Annotated in this window: 21 protein-coding genes; 13 read left to right on the top strand and 8 right to left on the bottom strand. The window is 70.7% G+C overall.

Annotation, left to right across the window (positions count from 1 at the left end):
• Positions 1-2: 2 nt before the first annotated feature.
• Both KHU32_RS15950 and KHU32_RS15945 read left to right on the top strand, forming a co-directional pair.
• Positions 3-212, top strand: a complete 210-nt coding sequence (locus tag KHU32_RS15950; protein ID WP_213671150.1) for a TOBE domain-containing protein — start codon at positions 3-5, stop codon at positions 210-212.
• Positions 212-1,186, top strand: a complete 975-nt coding sequence (locus KHU32_RS15945; RefSeq protein WP_213671149.1) for an ABC transporter substrate-binding protein — start codon at positions 212-214, stop codon at positions 1,184-1,186. The genes KHU32_RS15950 and KHU32_RS15945 overlap by 1 nt, the downstream gene beginning before the upstream one ends.
• Here KHU32_RS15945 and KHU32_RS15940 read toward each other — a convergent pair.
• Together KHU32_RS15940 and KHU32_RS15935 are read right to left on the bottom strand one after the other, a co-directional pair.
• Positions 1,183-2,433 (bottom strand): GGDEF domain-containing protein, encoded by a 1,251-nt coding sequence (locus KHU32_RS15940; protein WP_213671148.1) that lies wholly within the window; start codon positions 2,431-2,433, stop codon positions 1,183-1,185. The genes KHU32_RS15945 and KHU32_RS15940 overlap by 4 nt on opposite strands.
• A gap of 120 nt (positions 2,434-2,553) precedes the next feature.
• Positions 2,554-3,327, bottom strand: coding sequence for a LamB/YcsF family protein (locus tag KHU32_RS15935; protein ID WP_249681251.1), 774 nt, complete (start codon positions 3,325-3,327; stop codon positions 2,554-2,556).
• A gap of 59 nt (positions 3,328-3,386) precedes the next feature.
• Here KHU32_RS15935 and pxpB point away from each other — a divergent pair, with 59 nt between their 5' ends.
• From pxpB to KHU32_RS15920, 3 genes are all read left to right on the top strand, one after another.
• A complete protein-coding gene (gene pxpB, locus KHU32_RS15930) occupies positions 3,387-4,106 on the top strand; it encodes a 5-oxoprolinase subunit PxpB (RefSeq protein ID WP_213671147.1) in 720 nt (239 codons plus the stop codon).
• The gene (locus tag KHU32_RS15925) at positions 4,103-5,029 is read left to right on the top strand and encodes a 5-oxoprolinase subunit C family protein (protein ID WP_213671146.1); all 927 of its coding nucleotides are present in this window, start codon (positions 4,103-4,105) and stop codon (positions 5,027-5,029) included. The genes pxpB and KHU32_RS15925 overlap by 4 nt, the downstream gene beginning before the upstream one ends.
• Before the next feature lie 81 nt (positions 5,030-5,110).
• A complete protein-coding gene (locus tag KHU32_RS15920) occupies positions 5,111-6,160 on the top strand; it encodes an LLM class flavin-dependent oxidoreductase (RefSeq protein ID WP_213671145.1) in 1,050 nt (349 codons plus the stop codon).
• Positions 6,161-6,188: 28 nt separating this feature from the next.
• Here KHU32_RS15920 and KHU32_RS15915 read toward each other — a convergent pair whose 3' ends face one another.
• Positions 6,189-7,121 (bottom strand): LysR family transcriptional regulator, encoded by a 933-nt coding sequence (locus KHU32_RS15915; RefSeq protein ID WP_213671144.1) that lies wholly within the window; start codon positions 7,119-7,121, stop codon positions 6,189-6,191.
• Position 7,122: 1 nt separating this feature from the next.
• Complete coding sequence (locus KHU32_RS15910; RefSeq protein ID WP_213671143.1) at positions 7,123-8,109, bottom strand: Bug family tripartite tricarboxylate transporter substrate binding protein; 987 nt, start codon at positions 8,107-8,109, stop codon at positions 7,123-7,125.
• 150 nt (positions 8,110-8,259) lie between these two features.
• Here KHU32_RS15910 and KHU32_RS15905 point away from each other — a divergent pair, with 150 nt between their 5' ends.
• Positions 8,260-9,696 (top strand): amidase, encoded by a 1,437-nt coding sequence (locus tag KHU32_RS15905; RefSeq protein ID WP_213671142.1) that lies wholly within the window; start codon positions 8,260-8,262, stop codon positions 9,694-9,696.
• A gap of 1 nt (position 9,697) precedes the next feature.
• Positions 9,698-10,183 carry an SRPBCC family protein gene (locus KHU32_RS15900; RefSeq protein WP_213671141.1) on the top strand — a complete coding sequence of 162 codons (486 nt, stop codon included), beginning with the start codon at positions 9,698-9,700 and terminating at the stop codon, positions 10,181-10,183.
• On the opposite strand, the gene KHU32_RS15895 is transcribed toward KHU32_RS15900, so the two are convergent.
• Both KHU32_RS15895 and KHU32_RS15890 read right to left on the bottom strand, forming a co-directional pair.
• Entirely contained in the window at positions 10,177-11,343 is a 1,167-nt protein-coding gene (locus tag KHU32_RS15895) for an acyl-CoA dehydrogenase family protein (protein WP_213671140.1), read from the bottom strand. The two genes, KHU32_RS15900 and KHU32_RS15895, sit on opposite strands and share 7 nt — an antisense overlap.
• Positions 11,343-12,056 (bottom strand): PIG-L deacetylase family protein, encoded by a 714-nt coding sequence (locus tag KHU32_RS15890; protein ID WP_213671139.1) that lies wholly within the window; start codon positions 12,054-12,056, stop codon positions 11,343-11,345. Before KHU32_RS15890 ends, KHU32_RS15895 begins: the two co-directional genes overlap by 1 nt.
• A gap of 180 nt (positions 12,057-12,236) precedes the next feature.
• On the opposite strand from KHU32_RS15890, the gene KHU32_RS15885 reads away from it, so the two are divergent.
• The gene (locus KHU32_RS15885; RefSeq protein WP_213671138.1) at positions 12,237-13,286 is read left to right on the top strand and encodes a hydroxyacid dehydrogenase; all 1,050 of its coding nucleotides are present in this window, start codon (positions 12,237-12,239) and stop codon (positions 13,284-13,286) included.
• A gap of 17 nt (positions 13,287-13,303) precedes the next feature.
• On the opposite strand, the gene KHU32_RS15880 is transcribed toward KHU32_RS15885, so the two are convergent.
• Complete coding sequence (locus KHU32_RS15880) at positions 13,304-13,648, bottom strand: hypothetical protein (protein ID WP_213671137.1); 345 nt, start codon at positions 13,646-13,648, stop codon at positions 13,304-13,306.
• Between the two features lie 38 nt (positions 13,649-13,686).
• Entirely contained in the window at positions 13,687-14,241 is a 555-nt protein-coding gene (locus tag KHU32_RS15875; RefSeq protein WP_314075716.1) for a gamma-glutamylcyclotransferase, read from the bottom strand.
• Positions 14,242-14,290: 49 nt separating this feature from the next.
• Here KHU32_RS15875 and KHU32_RS15870 point away from each other — a divergent pair, with 49 nt between their 5' ends.
• The 5 genes from KHU32_RS15870 to KHU32_RS15850 all read left to right on the top strand — a co-directional run bounded on the left by KHU32_RS15870 (position 14,291) and on the right by KHU32_RS15850 (position 18,527).
• Positions 14,291-15,214, top strand: coding sequence for a DUF2125 domain-containing protein (locus KHU32_RS15870; RefSeq protein WP_213671136.1), 924 nt, complete (start codon positions 14,291-14,293; stop codon positions 15,212-15,214).
• Positions 15,205-15,609, top strand: a complete 405-nt coding sequence (locus tag KHU32_RS15865; protein ID WP_213671135.1) for a nuclear transport factor 2 family protein — start codon at positions 15,205-15,207, stop codon at positions 15,607-15,609. Before KHU32_RS15870 ends, KHU32_RS15865 begins: the two co-directional genes overlap by 10 nt.
• Before the next feature lie 50 nt (positions 15,610-15,659).
• Positions 15,660-16,667 carry an NAD-dependent epimerase/dehydratase family protein gene (locus tag KHU32_RS15860; protein ID WP_213671134.1) on the top strand — a complete coding sequence of 336 codons (1,008 nt, stop codon included), beginning with the start codon at positions 15,660-15,662 and terminating at the stop codon, positions 16,665-16,667.
• Between the two features lie 61 nt (positions 16,668-16,728).
• On the top strand, positions 16,729-17,679 hold the full coding sequence (locus KHU32_RS15855; protein WP_213671133.1) for a tripartite tricarboxylate transporter substrate binding protein: 951 nt from the start codon (positions 16,729-16,731) through the stop codon (positions 17,677-17,679).
• Entirely contained in the window at positions 17,679-18,527 is an 849-nt protein-coding gene (locus tag KHU32_RS15850; RefSeq protein WP_213671132.1) for an SDR family NAD(P)-dependent oxidoreductase, read from the top strand. Before KHU32_RS15855 ends, KHU32_RS15850 begins: the two co-directional genes overlap by 1 nt.
• The last annotated feature ends 44 nt before the right edge of the window (positions 18,528-18,571 follow it).

Raw genomic sequence — 18,571 nt, 5'->3', positions numbered from 1 at the left:
CCATGAAGATTTCCGCCCGCAACCAGATCGCCGGGACCGTGCTCTCGGTCACCAAGGGCGCGACTACCTCGCATGTGAAGCTGAAGCTGACGGGCGGCGAGACGATCACCGCCTCCATCACCAACGAGGCGGTGGACGAGCTCGGCCTCAAGGAAGGCATGAAGGCCACTGCGATCGTGAAGGCCTCCGACGTGATGATCGGCGTGGGGTGATGCTCCGCCGCGCGCTCCTCGCCACGCTGCTGGCCACGCCGGCGGCGGCGCGCGAGGTGCGCGACGCGACGGGCCGCACGGTGACGCTGGGCGACCGCCTCCGCCGCGTCGTGCCGGCCGGGCCGCCGGCCGCCATTCTTCTCCATAGCCTCGCGCCCGAGCTGATGACGGGCTGGCCCTCGGCGCCCCCACCGGCCTCGGCGGCGGCCTTCCTGCCGGAGGAGGTGCTGCGGCTGCCCGGCCTTCCCCGCCTCACGGGCCGCGACAGCGCCGCCGGCATCGACGCCCTGCTGCGCGACCGCCCCGACCTCGTGCTGGACTACGGCAGCGTCGCCGCGCCCTACGTCGCCCTGGCCGAGGATGTGCAGCAAAGGACGGGCGTGCCCACGCTGCTGCTGGACGGCGCCCTGGCCCGCATTCCCGACACCTATCGCGAGCTCGGCGCCCTCCTGGGCCGTGGCCCCGCCGCCGGCAGGCTGGCGCAGGCAGCCGAGGGCATCCTGGCCGCGGCCCGCCCCCCTGCTTCGGCCACCCGGCCGCGCGTGCTGTATCTGCGGGGCGCCGTCGCGCTCGACGCCCCGGTCGCCGCTTCGTCCGAAACGCTCGACCTCGCTGGCGCGGAGGCCATCGCCGGGAGCGCGACGGGCACCGAGCAGATCCGGGCCTGGAACCCCGATTGGATTCTCGCCACCGATCCGGGCTTCGCCGCCGCCGCGCAGGGCCACCCGGCCTGGAGCGCGCTGACCGCCTTCCGGGAAGGCCGCGTCAGGACGGTGCCGGCCAGCCCCTTCGGCTGGCTGGACACGCCGCCCTCGGTGAACAGGCTGCTCGGCCTGATCTGGCTGCCCGTGCTGTTCGGCCGCCAACCGGCGGGCGAGCTGGCAGGGCGCGTCGGCGACTTCCACACGCTCTTCTACCATCGCCGCCCGGAGCCCGCGGCGATCGAGGCGCTGCTGCGCGCCTCCGCTCCTTAGTCCAGGTCGGTCGCCGCCGCCCTGTCCCGCCCATGGGCCTTGGCCTCGTAGAGACGCTGATCGGCCTTCGCGAACAGCCCTTCGAAATGCAAAGCGTCCCTCGGATAGAGGGCGGCACCGATGGACGCCGTGAGGGGCGGCACCGGGTCCTGCTGGCCGGATCGGGCCACCGCCGCCCGCAGGCGCTCGGCATAGGCCGGCAGATCCTCCGGGATCAGCCCATGGGCCAGGATGACGAACTCGTCGCCGCCATAGCGGAAGATCTCGTCGCTCGGCCGGATGGAGGCACGCAGCGCGGTGACGGTGACGCGAAGCGCGGCATCGCCGGTCTGATGGCCGAAGCCGTCATTCACCTGTTTGAAGTTGTCGAGGTCCACCAGGACCAGGGCGAGTGTCCGCCCTTCCGCCGCCGCCTGGGCGATATGGGCAGGGCCGGAGCTGTCCAGCTGCCGGCGATTGAGCGCGCCGGTCAGCGGGTCCGTCACGCTGGCGCTTAGCAACTCCTCGTAACGGTGCCGGTAGGTGAGCTTGCCCAGGAGCTTCGCGGTTCCGCCCGGCTCTCCCCCGGCCGGCATGCGCTCGACCCAGCGCAGATAGGCGGTGGCCATGAGGGCGAAGGTCAGCGCCGCCCCCATCTTGGCGATCCAGCCGCCGAAAAGGGCCGAATTGGGCGTCCCCGCCACCAGATGAAGCCCGGAGAAGAAGGCCAGCTGATCCAAGGTCAGGACCAGCGTCAGGCTGACGAGAATGGGAAGGAAGACCCGCCCGCGCCAGCGCCGTGCAAGCAACTCGTAGACCAGGATGATGGCGAGGCTGTCCAGGAAGAGGAGCGTCGTTCCCCAGATCATCAGCACGCCGACATGGTCGATGAGGACGAGATCGGGTCCGAGATGGGAGAGGCCCGCCGCCGGCTCGTAGAAGCGCAGCAGCAGGACCAGCGCGATCATCAGCGCATTGCCGATCAGGAGGCCGTAGATCGGCTCCCGCACCGTCTCGCTGTCCTCGATGATGTAGAGGAGCAGGATCATGGCGAGCTTGCCGCTGAACATGACCGTGGAGCCGGGGGAGATGAGCCCGAAGGGCAGCTCAATGAAGAAGACGGCGGCCAGGTAGGTCTCGAGGAAGTGCATCACGCCCAGGGCGCAGACGAAAACCCCGATCCCGATACTGCGACGGGCCCTCAGCACCAGGGTCATCACGGCGAAGTAGATCACGGCCTGCGCCATCAGCAGCAGGAAGCCAGACAAACCCTTGGTCCCTTCGTCGTCGTGCCGGGTCGATCTAACCCGATTCGCTGCACTGCGGCGACGGGCCGGCCCGGCGAAAGAAAAAGAGAAAAGTCGTTCGACGATCACGGGGACCGCCGATTACGCCGCCATCATCCGTGGCAGTGTCAGGAGCTGCGCCCCGCCTTCGAGCAGCCCGGCGCGGACCTGCCGCGCGGCCTCCACCGCGCTCGGCTCGTCGCCATGGAGGCAGAGTGTCTGCACCGCCAGCTTCAACCGGACGCCCCCGCGGGCGATGACCTCGCCTTCCAGCACCATGCGCAGCGCCTGCTCGCGGATCACGGCGATGTCATGATGCACCGCATCCGGCAGGGCGCGGGAGGCGAGCCGGCCGTCGGGCTCGTAGAGACGATCGGCATAGCCTTCGAGGGCGCAGGCCAGGCCCTCCGCGCGCCCGGCCTTCTCGAGCTCGGTGCCCGGCAGCACGACCAGGATCATGTCGCGGTCCACCGCCCGGGCAGCGCGGGCGATGGCGCGGGCGAGATCCTCCTCCGCGCTCGCGATGGTGTTCAGCATGCCGTGCGGCTTCACATGCGTGACCTTGCCGCCATGCAGCGCCGCCGTGCCGGCCAGCGCACCGACCTGATAGGCCGTGATGGCCTCGACCTCGCGGGCCGACATCTTCAGGGCCCGCCGGCCGAAGCCCTGCAGGTCCGGGAAGCCGGGATGGGCGCCGATGCTGCAGCCGGCGGCGAGCGCCAACCGCACCGTCTCGGCCATGATCTCCGGATCGCCGGCATGATAGCCGCAAGCGAGGCTCGCCGCGTTGATGAGCGGCAGCAAGGCCGCGTCGTCGCCCATCTTCCAGGGCCCGAAGCTTTCGCCGAGATCGGCGTTGAGGGAGACCGCCACCATGGGCGCGATGATGGACCGGGGCCTCTTGCCCGTCCATGAGGGCGGTGCAAGCTGGCGCGATGATTCCTTCCGAGCCACGTCTCCTGCCCGTCGGCGACGGCGCCCTCACCGTCGAATTCGCGGCCTCCTACACGCCCGAGGCGGCGGCGCGGGCGCGCCGGCTGGACCGGCAGCTCGAGGGGATCGACGGCATCGTCGAGCGCGTGGCGACGCTGCGCTCGCTGACCATCCATGTCGATCCGTCCCGGCTGAGCCTGCGCCGCCTGAAGGCGCTGCTGGACGACCTGCCCGCCGCCACCGAGGCCGAGACGGCGCCCGCGCATTGGGTGCTGCCCATCTGCTACGAGGGCGAGCGCGCGCCCGACCTCGCGGAGCTGGCGGCCCGCCTCGGCCTCTCGCCGCAGGGGGTGGTGGAGATCCATTCGGCGGGCCGGTATCACGCGGCCATGGTCGGCGGTTACCCGGGCTTCCCCTATCTGGCGGGCCTCGATCCCCGGCTGTCGGCGCCCCGGCGCACCATCCCGCGCCTCGCCGTTCCCGCTGGCTCGCTCGGCGTGGCGAACGAGTTCACCGCGATCTATCCGCAGACCGTCCCCGGCGGATGGAGCCTCATCGGCCGGACGCCCGTTCCGCTCTTCGATGCGACGCGGCTGGCGCGCCCGGCGCTGATCGCGACGGGCGACGAGGTCAGCTTCCGCCCCGTCCCTCCCGCGGAGTTCGAGGCCCTCTCGGCCGGCTTCCGGGAAGGCGCCGACCCCGTCGCGCTGTGCCGGGCATGAGCGCCGTGCTCCGCATCGTGGAAGGCGGCCTCTTCACCACGGTCCAGGACCTCGGCCGGACGGGCTATCAGCGGCTGGGCGTGCCGCCCTCGGGCGCGCTGGACCCCATCTCGCTGCGCAGCGCCAATCTCGTCGTCGGCAATCCGCCCGGAACCGCCGCGCTGGAGATGTGTCGCGTAGGCTGCACGATCGAGGTGGAGGCGGAATCCGCCCGCTTCGCCCTGGCCGGCGCCGACGTCGCGCCTCCGATGCTGCAGAGCTTCACGCTCCGCCGGGGCGAAGTCCTGAAGATCGGACGGATCTCGGGCGGCGCCTGCTACCTGGCCGTGGAGGGCGGCTTCGCCCTCGCGCCCGTTCTCGGCAGCCTCTCGACCTACACGCGCGCAGGCTTCGGCGGGCTGCATGGCGGCCGGGTCCAGGCCGGCGACCTCCTGCCGCTGGCGCAGCCTGCCGCGGCTTCGCGGCGCGAGCGCCGCCTGCCCCACCCCGTCCCGGCGGAGCGCGACCGGCCGCTGCGCGTCGTGCTCGGCCCGCAGGACGACCATTTTTCCGAGGCGGCCATCGACGCGCTGCTCTCTTCCGACTTCACCGTCACGCCGGAAGCGGACCGCATGGGCCTGCGGCTTTCCGGCCCGCAGCTCACCCATCTCGGCCGGCCGGAGATCACCTCCGACGGCAATGCCACGGGCTGCCTCCAGGTTCCGGGCAGCGGCCAGCCCATCGCCCTGCTGCCCGACCGGCACACCACCGGCGGCTATCCGAAGATCTGCACCGTCATCACGGCGGACCTCCACCGGCTCGGCCAGTCGGTGCCGGGCACCGTCCTGCGCTTCGAGGCCGTGGCGCCGGAACAGGCGCGCGCGGTCCTCACCCGTCTGGAATCCGCCATGGCCGGCATGGCTGACCTGCTACGGGAAGCATAACCGCTAGGCCCTCAGCGAGGGGGGCCGATGCAGCGCCGGCTGCTATCGTGGGGGCGAAAACGCTCTGGAGACTTGCCCGCGATGGAAATGGCGCTGTTCAACCTGATGTCGCTCAATCACGACGAGGAGACGCCCGCGCAGGTCTTCGAGCTGACCGCCGCCGCCGTGCAGCTGGCCGAGAAGACGGGCTTCGACGCGACCTGGTTCGCCGAGCACCATTTCACCAGCGCCTCCATCTGCCCCTCGCCCCTGATGATGGTCGCGCATTGCGCCGGGCTGACGAAGCGCATCCGCCTCGGCACGGGGGTGATCGTGCTGCCGCTGCATAATCCGCTGCGGGCGGTGCAGGAGATCGGTTTCGCGCAGACCATGTGCGACGGCCGCCTCAACCTCGGCCTCGCCACCGGCCACCAGGCGCACGAGTTCAACGGCTACGGCATCGACCTCGCCGCCCGCAGCGAGATGATGCACGAGGGCTGGGACATCCTCGAGCAGGGCCTCACGACCGGCCGCGTGGACCATCAGGGCAAGCACTACAGCTATCCGGCCGCGCCCATCTGCATGGCCCCCGGCCTGCCGCCGATCTACCTGGCGGGCGCGAGCGGCAGCCTGCTGGAGCGCGCGGGCCGCGTGGGCGCCACGCTGCTCATCAGCCAGGGCGTGCGCACTGCCGAGATGGCGCTGCCGCTGAAGCAGAAGGCCGAGGAAGGCTACCGTGCCGGCGGCTTCTCCGGCCGCGACATGCCGCTCGGCCTGCAGCGCTACATCTTCGTCACCGACGATCCGGCCGAGCAGCGCCGCGCCGCGGAGGGCCTGCTCAAGCTGGCGCGCACCACGCTCTCGCTGCGCGTGCCCGTGCCGCCGCGCGACGGCGTGCGCATGCATTCCGTCCCCTTCGAGGGCGAGCCGAGCATCGACTGGCTGCTGGAGAACACGCCGATCGGCAGCGTCGAGAAGGTGACGCGCATCCTGGCCAACGACATCAAGGTGCTGCGCCCCACGCATATGAGCATGTATTGCGGCTTCTCCGGCCTTCAGACGCCCGCCGTGCTCGCCGCGATCGAGCGCCTGGGCCGCGACGTGCTGCCGACGCTGCGCCAGAGCGCGCAGGCGGAAGCGCTGGCGGCCTGACCGCCTTCTCGGATCAGCCGGGGCCGGATCAACCAGGGCTGGCGCGCAGCCGGCCGTCGGCGATCCGGCGCTGGACCTCCGCGCGGAGGAAGCGCACCACCGCGCGCCCCGCCGGCGAGACATCGGCGGAAGTTCCGATCACGAAGCCGTGCAGCAGGACCGGCGCGCAGACCCGCGTCGCCGCCAGGATGCCCGCCTGGATCTCCAGCGCCACCGCGTCCCAGGCGAAGAGCGTGTAGCCCAGGCCCTCGGCCACCATGTGCTTCACGCCCGTCAGGGAATCGATGTCCTCGATCCGCGCGGCGCGCAGGCCCGCGGCCGAGAGGGCGGCCTCGATCTCCCGGCGCACGCCATGATGACGCCCGGGCAGCAGCAGCGGCAGCGACGCCGCCTCCGCCAGCGTGATCTCACCCTCCGGCGTCAGGCGCCGCAGCACGCGCGGATCGCCGGGCGGATGGACCAGGAAGAGATGCGCGTCGTAGAGCGGCTCGGTGCTCACCGCGGCGCTGCGCCGCATGGAGTTGAGCACCGCCACATCCACCTCGCCCCGCGTCAGCCATTCGAGGATGGTGCCGGTGAAGGCATCCTGCAGGTGCAGCTGGACGCCCGGCATCTCGGCGCGCAGATGGCGCATCAGCGCCGGGCCCAGCGCCGCCGCGACCGAGGGCGGCATGGCCACGCGCAGGCGCCCGCGCGCCACGCCCTGCGCGGCGATCGCCTCGTCGCGGATGCGGGCGAGATCGTCGAGCACGGGCGCCACCGCCTCGGCGAAGCGGCGGCCATCCTCGGTCGGGATCACGCCGCGGCCGTTGCGGTGGAGGAGCCGGATGCCGAGCTCCTCCTCCAGCGCCCGCACCTGACGGCTCAGCGCGGGTTGCGCGATGCCGAGCACGGCCGCGGCCCGCGAGAAGCTGCCCTCCGCGACGATCCGCCGGAAGAGCCTGAGCTGGCGGAGGTCCACGCTACTCCGCGCGCGCGCCGGTGCGCTCGACGACGCCGCGCCAGGTCACGGCATCCCGCGCCAGCCGCGCGCGGGTCGCTTCGGGCGTCTGCACGTTCGGGGCGAAGCCCATGGCCGTGATGCGCTCGCGCAGCTCGGGCTCGTTGGCGATGCGGGTGAAGACCTCCGTCAGCCGGTTCCGAATCGCGGGGGGCGTGCGGGCCGGCGCCATCAGCGCGTACCAGGTGGTGCTGTCGAAGCCCGGGAGGTTGCAGGCCTCGGCCACGGTGGGCACCTCCGGCACCGCGGCAACGCGCTCGCCGGAGGTGACGGCCAGCAGGCGCACCCGCCCCTCGCGGTAGAATTCGATCACCGGGCCGGTTTGGTAGAAGAAGACATCCACCGCGCCCTGGTAGAGCGCCGTCATCGCGAAGGGGCCGCCGCGATAGGGCACGTGGACCAGGTCCAGCCCCAGGACGGAGGCGAATTGCGCGCCGGCCAGATGCGTCGAGGCGCCGGCGCCCGTGCTGGCATAGTTCAGCTGCCCCGGCCGCTGCCGGGCCGCGTCGATGACCGACTGGCAGGTGGTGAATTGCGGCCGCATCTCAGTGCTGACTGTCATGAAGTTCGGCGCGTCGAAGACACCGAGGATGGGCACCAGATCCGTCTGCGGATCGACGGTCATGCGCGGGAAGACGGCCGGGTTGATCGCCATCATCGCCGAGGTCGCGAGGATGATGGTGTGCCCGTCCGGCGCCGCGCGCGCGACGTATTCCATGCCGATATTGCCCGAGGCGCCGGCGCGGATGTCGATCACCATGGGCACGCCGAACTCGCGCTGCGCGCGCTCCTGGATGAGGCGGCCGTAAATGTCGATGGCGGTGCCGGCGGGAAAGCCCGAGACGAACATCAGCGGCCTGCCGGGCTGCGGAAATTCCTGCGCCGCGGCGCCCACACCGGTGAGCAGCATCGCGGCCGCCAGACCGCGCCTGAAGAAGTTCAACATCATCCCAAGCCTCTCCAAAAGATTATACCTGCCGCGCGATTGTTCCTCGCCTTGCACAAAGTCTGATCGGTTCATGGCAAAATGGACAGGGGGGATCGCTTGTGTCCGACGCGAAGCGCCAGCACTCTTCACGCCGCAAGACGGAGTTCTCCCATGTCCGATGACGACCTGCTGTTCACGCCCGCCACCACTGCTGCCTCGCTCATCCGCCGCGGCAAGCTCTCGCCCGTGGATTATGTGGAGACCGTGCTGGGCGCGATCGCGCGTGAGCAGCCGCGCCTGAATGCCTTTGTCGAGGTCATGGCCGAGGCGGCGCGCGCCGATGCGAAGGCGGCCGAGAAGGCCGTGCGCGCCGGCGGCAAACTTGGGCCGCTGCATGGCGTGCCGGTCAACATCAAGGATCTGCTGGACGTCCGCGACGTGCCGACGCGCAAGGGGTCGGCGATCTTCACGGATGCGCCCCCCGCGCCGGCGGACGACGTGCTGGTGGCGCGCCTGCGCGAGGCCGGCGCCATCATCATCGGCAAGTCCACCACGCCGGAATTCGGCAATAAGGGCCTCACCGACAGCCCGCCGCACGGCATCACCCGCAACCCCTGGAACCTCAGCCGCACCTCCGGCGGATCGAGCGGCGGCGCGGCGGCGGCGGTGGCGGCCGGGCTCGGCCCGCTCGGCCTCGGCACGGACGGCGCGGGCTCGGTGCGCGGCCCCGCCGCCTGCTGCGGCGTCGTCGGCCTCAAGCCGACGCTCGGCACCGTGCCCTACGAGACGGCGACCGACACCTACGCCAACAACACCTTCGCCGGTCCCCTCACCCGCACCGTCACCGACGCGGCCGTGATGCATGCGGTGCTGACCGGCGGCGCCTCGAAGGACGTCTGGTCGCTGAAGGGCGAGGATCGCCGGCAGCTCTCCCCGCAGCTCGTCGGCAGCGACCTTTCCGCCGTCCGCATCGGCTACATCCCGCGCTGCCACAACCCGCGCGTCGCGGCCGATGTGACGGCGAACACCGCCGCCTCGCTCGAGGCCTGGGCCGCCATGGGCGCCGAGGTCGAGGAGGTGCAGGACGAGATCGACTGGATCGAATACGAGGGCCGGGTCCTGTATCAGGCGGGCTTCGCGGTCGGCTTCGCGCAGTTCCTGCCGCGCTGGCAGAACCAGATGGACCCCGTCACGCTGGCCTTCATGGAGCGTGGCGACGGCTTCAGCCTGCACGACTTCCGCAAGGCACAGTTCGCGCGCACGCGGCTGTTCCACGCCATCCAGGCGTTGTTCGCCCGCTACGACTTCCTCATCACCCCCACCACGACCCGCACCGCGCTTCCCGTCGAGTTCGACGCCGCCAATGACGAGGTGGATGTCGACGGCGTGAAGTACGGCATCACCCGCCAGGGTTGGACGGCCTACCAGTACCCCTTCAACCTGACCGGCCACCCGGCGCTCTCGCTGCCCTCCGGCTTCGGCACGGACGGGCTGCCGACGGCGGTGCAGATCGTGGGGAAATGGGGCGCGGAGACGGATGTGCTGCGGCTCGGCGCACTGCTGGAGCAGGCCCGCCCCTGGGCGCAGCACCGGCCGCCGGCGGGCTGAGATGCCGCGGACGGGCCAGTCTTCGCGAAAGGACCAGGCCTCGCGGCTCGTCCGCGCCGCGCCCGCCCGCATCTACCAGGCCTTCGTGGATCCGCAGGCCTGGATCGCCTGGCTGCCGCCGAAGGGCATGACGGCACGGCTCGAGCATTTCGAGCCGCAAGCCGGCGGCACCTATCGCATGATCCTGACCTATGACGCGCCCGGCGACGGCGCGCCGGGCAAGAGCTCCGCGATGGCCGATGTGGTGCAGGGGCGCTTCGTCGAGCTCCTGCCGAACCGGCGCCTCGTGCAGGAAATCCGGTTCGAATCCGAGGATCCTGCCTTCGCGGGAGCGATGACCATGACCTGGTCCCTCGCCCCCGTCCCGATCGGCACGCAGGTCACCATCACCTGTACAAATGTCCCCGACGCCATCCGGCCCGAGGATCATGCGGCCGGCCTCGCCTCCTCCCTGGAGAATCTCGAGGCCTGGCTCGGTCGTCAGTAGCTCTTCGGCAGCCCCAGCACGCGCTCGGCGATGTGGCAGAGGATGAGGTTGGGGCTAACGGGCGCGATCCAGGGGATCATCGCCTCGCGCATGTAGCGCTCCACGTGATACTCGCGGGCATAGCCGAAGCCGCCATGCGTCATGATGGCGTTCTGGCAGGCCTTCAGCCCCGCCTCGGCCGCGAGGTACTTGCCGGCATTGGCCTGTGCCGCGCAGTCGAGGTCCTGGTCGTAGCGCCAGGCCGCGTTCTGCACCATGAGCCAGGCCGCCTCCAGCGCCATCCAGTCCGCCGCCAGCGGATGCTGCACGCCCTGGTTCTGGCCGATCGGGCGCCCGAACACCACGCGCTCCTTCGCATAGCCCGCCGCGCGCGCCAGCGCCGCACGGCCGAGGCCGATGGCCTCCGCGCCGATCAGCACGCGCTCGGGGTTCATGCCGTGCAGGATGTAGCGGAAGCCCTTGCCTTCCTCGCCGATGCGGTCTTCGGCCGGCACCTCGTAGCCCTCGAAGAAGATCTCGTTCGAGTCCACGCCGGCGCGGCCCATCTTGTCGATCTCGACGACGCGGGCGCGGTCGCGGTCCAGCTTGGTGTAGAAGAGCGAGAGGCCCTCGGTCGGCTTCGACACCTGGTCGAGCGGCGTGGTGCGCGCCAGCAGCAGGATGCGGTCCGCCACCTGTGCCGTGCTGATCCAGACCTTCTGGCCGTCGACGATGTACTTGTCGCCCTTGCGCACCGCGCGCGTCTTCAGCCGCGTGGTGTCGAGGCCCGTGGTCGGCTCGGTCACGCCGAAGCAGGCCTTCTCCTCGCCGCGCACCAGCGGCGGCAGGAAGCGCGCCTTCTGCTCCTCCGTGCCGAAGACCACCACCGGGTTGAGGCCGAAGATGTTCATGTGGATGGCCGAGGCGCCGGTCATCCCCGCGCCGGAGCCGCTGATCGCCTCCATCATGATCGCCGCATCGTGGATGCCGAGGCCGGAGCCGCCGTATTCCTCGGGGATGCAGATGCCGAGGTAGCCGGCCTCCGCGATCGCCTTGTGGAAGGCGTGCGGAAATTCATGCGCCTTGTCGCAGCCATGCCAATAGGCGTCGTCGAAGCCCGAGCAGAGCGCGACCACGCCTTCGCGAACGGCCTCCTGATCAGGGGTCAGGGCAAAATCCATCAGCGAAAAACCTCCAGTACTTCAGGGAAGACGCGCTGGTACGCCTCGCCATAGGTCATCTTGATGCCGGCGTTGCGCGCGCCCTGGATGCCCCGGTTGAGCGCGACGCGCTCGTAATAGGCCCAGAGATGCGTCTGCGCGGGCAGGCATTCGAAGGCCTTGCGCTTGGTTTCCCAGACGGCGTCGATATTGAGGATGACGTCAGGCTTGAAGCCGCACATCTCGGTCTGGTGCGGCTCGAACATATAGACCTGCGGGGCGCGGTAGACGGCGTCCGGCCCGGGCTTGTGCCCCGCGGCCTGCGCCACGATGCGCGCATGCTGGGCGAACTGACAGGCCGTCGGATGGTCCATATTGTAGGGATCGCTGGCCGCGTGGGTCAGCACGAATTCCGGCCGCAGCGCGCGGTAGGTATCCACCAGCCGGTCAAGCATCGCGGGCGTCGTCACGAGCGGATAGTCGCCCGCGTCGTAGAATTCGATGGTGGCGCCCAGCGCCGCCGCCGCCGCCTCGGCCTCGGCCTTGCGGCCCGCCTTCACGCCTTCGAGGGTCGCGCCCGGCTTGGCCCAGGCGCCCTGGCTCTCGCCGCGCTCGCCGAAGGCCAGGCAGACGATGTGCACCTTGTGGCCGGCCTTGGCATGCAGGGCGATGGCACCGCCGGCGCGCCAGACGAAATCCCCCGGATGCGCGGTGACGACGAGCACGTTCGGCATAATTCCACTCCCCTGCGGAGCCTGATCGCACCAGGCCACCTCCGCCTGCCGCGAGGGCCAGCCCCCCTCCGTTTGCGCGCCGCAACCTAGAAGCGCGGCCGGGGTCGGGCAATCGCCCCCCTTTGCAAGCCCGCCGCTTCGCGCGAATTTCCCCGCGACCAAGGGAGTGTTCTCATCACTATGGCAAAGTTCCGCCTCGCCTATTACGGCTTCGTTCCGCACCAGATGTTCCTCGAGACCTGCGCCAAGGACCCCGCGCTCGAGGTCATCCACATCCCGCTGGAGGCCAGCACGGCCGAGGCGGTGCAGACGCTCTCCTCCTGCCACGGCTACTACGTCATGGCCGCGCGCGACGAGCTTCCCAAGCCGCTGCACGTCCATGCCGAGCTGCTGGGCAAGCTTCCCAACCTGCTGATGGCCGCAAGCTACGGCGCCGGCTACGATCCGCTCGATCCGGTCGCCTGCACCGAGGCCGGCGTGGCGCTGGTCAACCAGGCCGGCGGCAATGCCGAAGGCGTGGCCGAGCACGCGGTGGGCATGATGCTCGCCTGCCTCAAGCGCATGCCCGAGTCCCATGCCGCGATGATCGCCGGCAAGGCCCAGAACCGCGCCACCATGATGGGCTGGGAGCTCCGGAACCGTACCGTCGGCCTCGTCGGCTGCGGCCATGTGGGCACGCGCGTCGCCGAGATTTGCCGCCTGGCCTTCGGCTGCCGCGTCATCGCCGCCGACCCCTATGTGGACGCGGCGACGCTGAAGGCGCGCGGCGTGGAGAAGGTCGACCTCGACACGCTCTTCGCCGAGGCCGACGTCGTCAGCATCCACTGCCCGCTGACGCCCCAGACGCGCGGCCTGATCGGCGCCGCGGCCTTCGCCAAGATGAAGAAGGGCGTGATCTTCGTCACCACCGCCCGCGGCTCCATCCATGACGAGGCCGCGCTGCTGGACGCGCTGAATTCCGGCCAGGTGGCCACGGCCGGCCTGGACGTCTGGGAGGTGGAGCCCCCGCCGACCGACCATCCGCTGCTGCACCACCGCGCCGTCATCGCCAGCCAGCACACCGCCGGCGTGACGAATGAGAGCCGCGCAAACATCACGAAGATCGCGGCGCTCGCCTTCTCGGACATCGCGGCGGGGCGCATGCCGCCGCGCATCGTCAATCCCGAGGTGAAGCCGAAATTCGCCGCGCGCTACGCGGCCGCCTTCGGGACGCAGCTCAAGGAGGGCTGAAAGCCTTCCCCTCGCGGCTAACGCGCCGTCCGTCGCAGGACGGCGCAGAGCCGCGAGAAGCCGAGCCAGAATCCGCCATGGCCGGGCGCCTCCTCCGCCCGGCCATGCGCGAGGGGTTCGCCCCGTCGCAGCAGGCCGAGCCGCGCCTCCATCCGGCCGCGCATATTCTCCAGGAAGGCGCCACTGGCGGAGAGGTACTGCTCCATCAGCTCCGCCACGATCTCGATCTCCACGGCGGCACGCCCTTCGGCGGTGAAGCGCTTCAGCCCGCGCGCCTCGCCCAGCAGGGCAAGGTGCAGCCGATGCAGCTCGGCCAGGTGCCGCGTGCAGCGGAGCCGGGCCTCCCGCACATCCTCATCCATGGCGTCGTTCCTCCGCCATGGATCATCGCGGCGAAAGGTTAAGCGGGGCTTGCCAGGACGAGGCGCACCAGGCGCTCCAGCTTCCGGTCCCGCAGGCCGAGGGAGGCCAGCTGGCTGGCGGTGTTCAGCAGGTAGTCCCGGTTGAGGCCGGCCTCGCCGCGGCCGCGCGCGATGGTGGCGGCGGTGCTCTGCTCGCAGGGGCGGCAATAGGCCGGGTGCGCCCGGTCCGCGACATAGGCGATGCCCTGGACCGAGCGGCCCGAGGCCAGCCGCAGCGCCAGCAGCCGTCGGTCATAGACCTTGTCGCCATTGAGGTTCTCGCGCGCTTCCAGGTAGTCGAGCACCTCCGGCGCCTCCGTCTCGGACACCCGGAACGCCACGCCCCGGCAGCTTCCCCCGCGGTCCAGCCCGAGCACCAGGCCCGGCACTTCCGGCGTGCCGCGATAGTGCTGCGACCAGAGGCAGAAGCGCCGGTGGAAGCCGCGCAGCGTGGCCGGCTCGTGCCCCAGATGGGAAAAGCCCGGCCGCCAGATCAGCGAGCCGTAGGCGAAGACATAGAGATGCCCGTCGGCATCCAATGGCAGGGGCGACACCCTAGAAAGTACCTTTGCGAAACGACCATCCCTCTATAAGCCCTCCCGCATGGCGAAAAAATGGTTGGCCGTCCTCGTGGTGTTGATCGCCCTCGCGGGTGGTGGCGCCTATTTCGTCTGGCACGAGGCCACCGCCCGCCTCGAGGTCGAGCTGGCGCGCTGGACCCGGGCCCGCACGGCCGAGGGCTGGCGTATCACCCATGCCCCGCCCATCCACACGGGCTTCCCCTTCTCCGCCGGCCTCCGGCTCGACCAGCTGCGCGCCGAGTCGCCCATGGGGCTGGGCTGGCAGGCCGAGCGGCTGACCCTCGCCCTCGTCCCGCAGGACATCCGCCAGCTGCGCGTCGTCTTCGGCGGCGCCCAGGCGCTGAGCCATCTGAACGGCATCACGCCCGTCGAGTATCGGTCGCTCGGTCTTCGCGTGCGGCTGGACGGCCGGGGCGGCACGCTGGAGGGCGAGCAGCTGCGGATCGGCGGCCTCACCGACATCGGCGAGGTCTCCGCCGAATTCTTCGGCACGGCGGTCAATATCCGGGCCAACCGCTTCGTGACGCAGGGCCTGCCGGGCTTCGACACCGTCCAGGTCACGGGCCGGCTGACGCGCCCGCCCGAGGCGACGGTCGCCGCCTGGCGCGACGCCGGTGGCGCGGTCAGCCTGGAGCGCGGCGAGTTCCGCACCGGCGAGGTCGTGGCCAATATGTCCGCGACGCTGACGCTGGACGCGGAGCTGCAGCCCGAAGGGCGCGGCACGCTCCAGCTCACCGGCGCGGCGGAGGCGGTGACGCTGCTGACCCAGGCCGGGTTCATCGCCCCCACGCAGGCGCCCATGCTGCGCACGGTTGTCAGCTTGGCCGGACGCGTTCCGCCCGAAGGCGGGGCGCCGCGCGTCGACGTGCCGGTGGAGCTCCGCCATCGCCGGCTCTCGGTCGCCCGCCTGCCGGTCGTGATGATGCCCGAGATCGAATGGCGCTGATGCTGTTCGGCGACGCGCCGGAGCCCTGGTTCGAAGAGTGGCTGGAGCGCGTCGTCGGCGCCATCACCCGGCACGACATCACCCTGCTCCATGGCGCCTTCGCGCCGGAGGCCCGCTACTTCCTCAAGCCCCATGCCCCGCCGCTCGAGGGGCCCGAGGCCATCCTGCGCCATGTCGCCGCGCAGTTCGGCGGCCAGCGGGAGCTGAGCTGCACGACGGAGATTCTCGGCTTCACGCCCGAGGCCGCGCTGGTACGCTGGAAGGCGGATTACATCCTCACGGCGAGCGACACGCGCGAGGCCTATGACGGCCTGGTGATCTACCGCTTCGACGCGCAGCGGCGCTGCCTGCTACGCCAGAGCTGGGCGGTGCAGTGGGCCCCCGCATTGCCCTGACCGGCGAGGCGTTCCATGCTCGCCCCAAGAGATTATACGGGGGAAATCGCATGGCTTCAGTGCCCATTGCCGGCGGCAGGTTCATCATCATCGGCGGCGGCAGCCTCGTGGGCTCCGCCACGGCGGCCGAGCTGCTCGACGCCGGCGCGGCGGAAGTCCGCCTCTTCGACAATTTCTCCATGGGCGCCGAATCCGCCGTCGCGCATCTGAAGGACAATCCGCGCCTCAGGATCATCCGCGGCGACGTGATGCGCATGGGCGACCTGCTGCAGGCCATGGAGGGCATGGACGGCGCGCTGCTGCTGGCCGCCTACATGACGCTGAACATGGACCGCGACCCCTGGGGCGGCCTCGACGTCAATATCCGCGGCGTGCAGAACGCCCTTGAGGCGGCCGTCACGCGCGGCGTGAAGAAGGTGGTCTTCGCCTCCTCCAACGCTACCTACGGCTACGGCCCCGGCATCAAGGGCGACCTCGTCGAGGCCACGCCCTTCTTCTCCGAGGGCGCGCCGCCGGCCGCCATCATCTACGGCGCCACCAAGATCATCGGCGAGCAGCTCTGCCGCACCTACACGCAGAAGCGGGGCCTGCCGCACGTCGTGCTGCGCTATTCCACCGTCTATGGGGAGCGGCAGCACCATCGCGCCGCCAATGCGCTCTACATCATCGAGACGCTGGAGAAGCTGAAGAAGGGCGAGCCGCCCGAGATCTTCGGCGACGGCAGCGAGACCAAGCACTTCGTCTATGTGGGCGACCTCGCCCGCGCCAACCGCATGGCCTTCGAGAGCGCGGCCAGCAACGTCGCGGTCAACTGCTCCGGCCCCACGCCCGTGACGACGAAGGAGCTCGTCGCCCTGGTGACCGACCTCGCCGGCGGCGGACCCGCGCCCACCTTCGTGGGCGACACGCCGGGCAAGGTGCGCCTCACCTCGGGCGGCGCCTTCCGCATCGCGCATGAGAAGGCCTACGAGGCGATCGGCTGGAAGCCGCAGGTGGACATGCGGGAGGGGCTGGGGCGGCTCATCGCCTGGCTCCAGGGCAACGAGCCCACGCATTAGGGCCTGCTCATCGGGCATCGCTCAAAGGCGCCGCAAAGACGGCATCGGGAGGAAAGAAAAAATGAAAAGACGCCTGTTTCTCGGCACCGCGCCCGCGGTGCTCGCCGCCCCTGCCCTCGCCCAGTCCTGGCGGCCGGACCGGCCCATCGAGATCATCGTGGGCTTCACGCCGGGCGGCGCCACCGACGTCGATGCCCGCCTCTATGCGCGCTTCCTGGAGCCGCGCATCCAGGGCACGGTCGTGGTCTCCAACCGGCCCGGCGCGGGCGGCGAGGTCGCGCTGGCGGCCATCGCGCGCGGCCGGCCGGACGGCACCGTCCTCGGCACCACCAACATGCCGGGCCTGCTGACCATTCCCATCGAGCGCCCGGCGCAGTTCAAGCTCGGCGACTTCCAGGGCATCGGCAACCTGATCGGCGATCCCTCCGCCATCTCCGTCGCCTCCTCCTCGCCCTATCAGAGCATCGAGCAGCTCTTCGAGGCCGCGCGCCGTGCGCCCGAAAGCATCACCTTCGGCTCGCCCGGCATCGGCACGGACGATCACCTGCTCGTGGTGCTCATCCAGGCCGCGACGGGGCTGCGCTTCAACCATGTGGCCTTCCAGGGCGACCCGCCGATCCGCACCGCCATCCTCGGCAATCAGATCGTCGCGACCGGCCTCAACCTCGGCTACGTGCTCGCCAATAACGAGGGCATGCGCCTGCTGGCCCTGGCCGCGCCGCAGCGCAGCCGCTTCGCGCCCGACCTGCCGACGCTGCAGGAGAAGGGGCTGAACGTGAACATGGCCTCCGAGCGCGGCCTCGTGATGCCCGTCGGCACGCCCGACCATATCGTCTCGCGCTTCCGCGAGGCGACGGCGGACATCGCGCGGGATCCGGAGTTCATCAAGGCGATCGAGGCGCGCTCGCTGCTCGTGCAATACGAGGCGGGCGATGCCTGGTTCACGCGCCTGCGGCAGGACGAGGAGCGCTACAGGCAGCTCTGGGCCACCACGCCCTGGGCGCAGCGCTGATGGCCCCGTCCGACGATCGGGGGACGCAGCCCGGAGGTCAGAATCGGTCGGGTGGCCGCCTTTCCGGCAAGCGCGTCCTCATCCTCGGCGCCGGCTCCGTCGGAGAGGGGATCGGCAATGGCCGCGCCATGGCGGTGCTCTTCGCGCGGGAGGGCGCGCAGGTGGCCTGCGTGGACCTGCACCTCGCCGCCGCCGAGGAGACCACCGCCCTCATCGCGAAGGAGGGCGGCCAGGCCTTCGCCCTTTCCGGCGACGTGACCCAGGAGAGCGAGATCGCGCGGATCGTGGAGGCCACCCTCTCGGCCTTCGGCGGCATCGACATCCTGGTCAACAATGTCGGCGGCAGCGTGCCCGGCGGGCCGGAGGAGCTGACGCCCGAGGCCTGGCACCGGCAGTTCCACCACAACCTGCACTATGTGCATCTGAGCACCCGCGCCGTCCTGCCGCTGATGAAGAAGCAGGGCGGGGGCGCCATCGTGAACCTCTCCTCCATCGCGGCGATGCGGAACATCGGCAACGACCTGATGGCCTATGCGGCCTCCAAGGCCGGCGTCACGGCGCTCAGCAAGATGATCGCGGTGCGCTACGCCCCGCATGGCATCCGCTGCAACGTGGTGGTGCCGGGCCTCATGCACACGCCGCTGGTGGAAGCGCGCCTCGCCGGGCAGCGCAGCGGCGGCGACATCGCGGCGATCGTGGCGAAGCGCAACGCGCAACCGCCGATGGGCCGGATGGGCGATGCCTGGGACGTCGCCTATGCGGCGCTCTACCTCGCCTCGGACGAGGCCAAGTACGTGACCGGCGTCGAGATCGTCGTCGACGGCGGGCTCACGCTGAAGACGCCCTGAAGCGGGCGCGGCCGGCGCGCGGAGGGCGAGGCCTCCGCGCGCCG

This window comes from Roseococcus pinisoli (assembly GCF_018413645.1).
In the GTDB taxonomy this organism is placed as follows: domain Bacteria; phylum Pseudomonadota; class Alphaproteobacteria; order Acetobacterales; family Acetobacteraceae; genus Roseococcus; species Roseococcus pinisoli.
This window is presented reverse-complemented; position numbering and strand designations above follow the sequence as displayed.

Coding starts and splice junctions, on each gene's coding strand:
- KHU32_RS15865 (WP_213671135.1), top strand. CDS start 15,205: ATGGCGCTGATGCTGTTCGGCGACGCGCCGGAGCCCTGGTTCGAAGAG.
- KHU32_RS15880 (WP_213671137.1), bottom strand. CDS start 13,648: ATGGATGAGGATGTGCGGGAGGCCCGGCTCCGCTGCACGCGGCACCTG.
- KHU32_RS15910 (WP_213671143.1), bottom strand. CDS start 8,109: ATGATGTTGAACTTCTTCAGGCGCGGTCTGGCGGCCGCGATGCTGCTC.
- KHU32_RS15900 (WP_213671141.1), top strand. CDS start 9,698: ATGCCGCGGACGGGCCAGTCTTCGCGAAAGGACCAGGCCTCGCGGCTC.
- KHU32_RS15885 (WP_213671138.1), top strand. CDS start 12,237: ATGGCAAAGTTCCGCCTCGCCTATTACGGCTTCGTTCCGCACCAGATG.
- KHU32_RS15860 (WP_213671134.1), top strand. CDS start 15,660: ATGGCTTCAGTGCCCATTGCCGGCGGCAGGTTCATCATCATCGGCGGC.
- KHU32_RS15920 (WP_213671145.1), top strand. CDS start 5,111: ATGGAAATGGCGCTGTTCAACCTGATGTCGCTCAATCACGACGAGGAG.
- KHU32_RS15935 (WP_249681251.1), bottom strand. CDS start 3,327: ATGGTGGCGGTCTCCCTCAACGCCGATCTCGGCGAAAGCTTCGGGCCC.
- pxpB (WP_213671147.1), top strand. CDS start 3,387: ATGATTCCTTCCGAGCCACGTCTCCTGCCCGTCGGCGACGGCGCCCTC.
- KHU32_RS15925 (WP_213671146.1), top strand. CDS start 4,103: ATGAGCGCCGTGCTCCGCATCGTGGAAGGCGGCCTCTTCACCACGGTC.
- KHU32_RS15895 (WP_213671140.1), bottom strand. CDS start 11,343: ATGGATTTTGCCCTGACCCCTGATCAGGAGGCCGTTCGCGAAGGCGTG.
- KHU32_RS15950 (WP_213671150.1), top strand. CDS start 3: ATGAAGATTTCCGCCCGCAACCAGATCGCCGGGACCGTGCTCTCGGTC.
- KHU32_RS15855 (WP_213671133.1), top strand. CDS start 16,729: ATGAAAAGACGCCTGTTTCTCGGCACCGCGCCCGCGGTGCTCGCCGCC.
- KHU32_RS15945 (WP_213671149.1), top strand. CDS start 212: ATGCTCCGCCGCGCGCTCCTCGCCACGCTGCTGGCCACGCCGGCGGCG.
- KHU32_RS15850 (WP_213671132.1), top strand. CDS start 17,679: ATGGCCCCGTCCGACGATCGGGGGACGCAGCCCGGAGGTCAGAATCGG.
- KHU32_RS15870 (WP_213671136.1), top strand. CDS start 14,291: ATGGCGAAAAAATGGTTGGCCGTCCTCGTGGTGTTGATCGCCCTCGCG.
- KHU32_RS15905 (WP_213671142.1), top strand. CDS start 8,260: ATGTCCGATGACGACCTGCTGTTCACGCCCGCCACCACTGCTGCCTCG.
- KHU32_RS15890 (WP_213671139.1), bottom strand. CDS start 12,056: ATGCCGAACGTGCTCGTCGTCACCGCGCATCCGGGGGATTTCGTCTGG.